Consider the following 1,196-nt stretch of genomic DNA (forward strand, 5'->3'; position numbering starts at 1 on the left):
CAGGGCTATCGCATCTGAGTAAAGCAGGTTGCGTCTGTTGACCTGAAGGAAGCGGTCGCTTTGGCCTTTTTCTTCAGGAGACGCGCGATGCTCTCTCTCATGGAAATTTTCCGAGAGGTTCGTGACCCACGCGACCCGAATGCGCAGCACGATCTCGGAGCACTTCTGTTTCTGGCCTTGGCGGCGACGCTGTGCGGGGCGAAATCGTGTGTCCAGATTGCCGAGTTTGCCGAAGCGCGCGCCGACACATTGCGGGAGATCATCGATCTTCCGCACGGCGTACCGAGCCACGACACTTTCAGCCGAGTGTTCCGCCTGCTCGATCCCAAGGAGTTGGAGCGCGCCTTTGCCGCCTGCATGGCGCGCGTGCGCCAGGAACTCGGGCATGCGACGCCGGCCGGGGTTGTGGCGGTGGACGGCAAGAGCCTGCGGCGTGGCTACGACACGGGGCGCGCGCACCTGCCGCCGCTGATGGTCAGCGTCTGGGACACGCAGACGCGCCTGACCCTGGCGCAGGCGCGGGCGCCGGGCGGCAACGAGGTGGCGGCGACGCTGGAGCTGCTGCGCGGCTTGGTGCTCAAGGGCTGCACGGTGACGGCGGACGCCCTGCATTGCCATCCCAGGATGGCCGAGGCGGTGCTGGGGGCCAAGGCCCACTACGCGCTGGAACTGAAGGGCAACCATGGACCGCTGCACGCCGCCGCCGAGCAGGCTTTCGCCCAGGCGGGCACGGTGGTGGCGTCCTACACCTGCGAGGAGCGTGGGCATGGCCGCAGCGAATGGCGCCAAGCGAGCGTGATCCCGGCCACATCCCTGGCCCGCCCCGCCGCCTTGCCGGGCTTGAAGGCGGTTGGCCGCGTCGTGTGCCGGCGCACCGGCGCCAGCGGTACGACAGGCGAGGAGGTGCATTACGTCGCGCTCTCGCGCCGGCTGACGCCGGCCAAGATGCTGGAGATCAAGCGCGCCCATTGGAGCATCGAGAACCACCTCCATTGGACCCTCGACGTCCTGTTCCATGAAGACGACGCCCGAACGCGCAAAGATCATGCGCCGGAGAACCTTGCGGTCATCCGGCGCTTGGCTCAGAACATCTTGCGGGCGCACCCCTTGGACCGGTCGATGAGCCTCAAAATGTTCAGGGCCATGATCAGCCAAGAATTCTTCTTCGAACTCTTTGCTTACATGCGATAGCCCTG

Annotated in this window: 1 protein-coding gene; it reads left to right on the forward strand. The window is 65.9% G+C overall.

The features are described 5' to 3' along the window. The first annotated feature begins 87 nt into the window (after positions 1-87). Entirely contained in the window at positions 88-1,191 is a 1,104-nt protein-coding gene (locus DS843_RS30860) for an ISAs1 family transposase (protein WP_149472622.1), read from the forward strand. Positions 1,192-1,196 lie beyond the last annotated feature (5 nt).

The sequence above is a fragment of the Roseomonas genomospecies 6 genome (genome assembly GCF_008365375.1).
In the GTDB taxonomy this organism is placed as follows: domain Bacteria; phylum Pseudomonadota; class Alphaproteobacteria; order Azospirillales; family Azospirillaceae; genus Azospirillum.

Bases quoted from the DNA above. Each gene is read 5' to 3' on its own strand.
- DS843_RS30860 (WP_149472622.1), top strand. From the start codon at position 88: ATGCTCTCTCTCATGGAAATTTTCCGAGAGGTTCGTGACCCACGCGAC.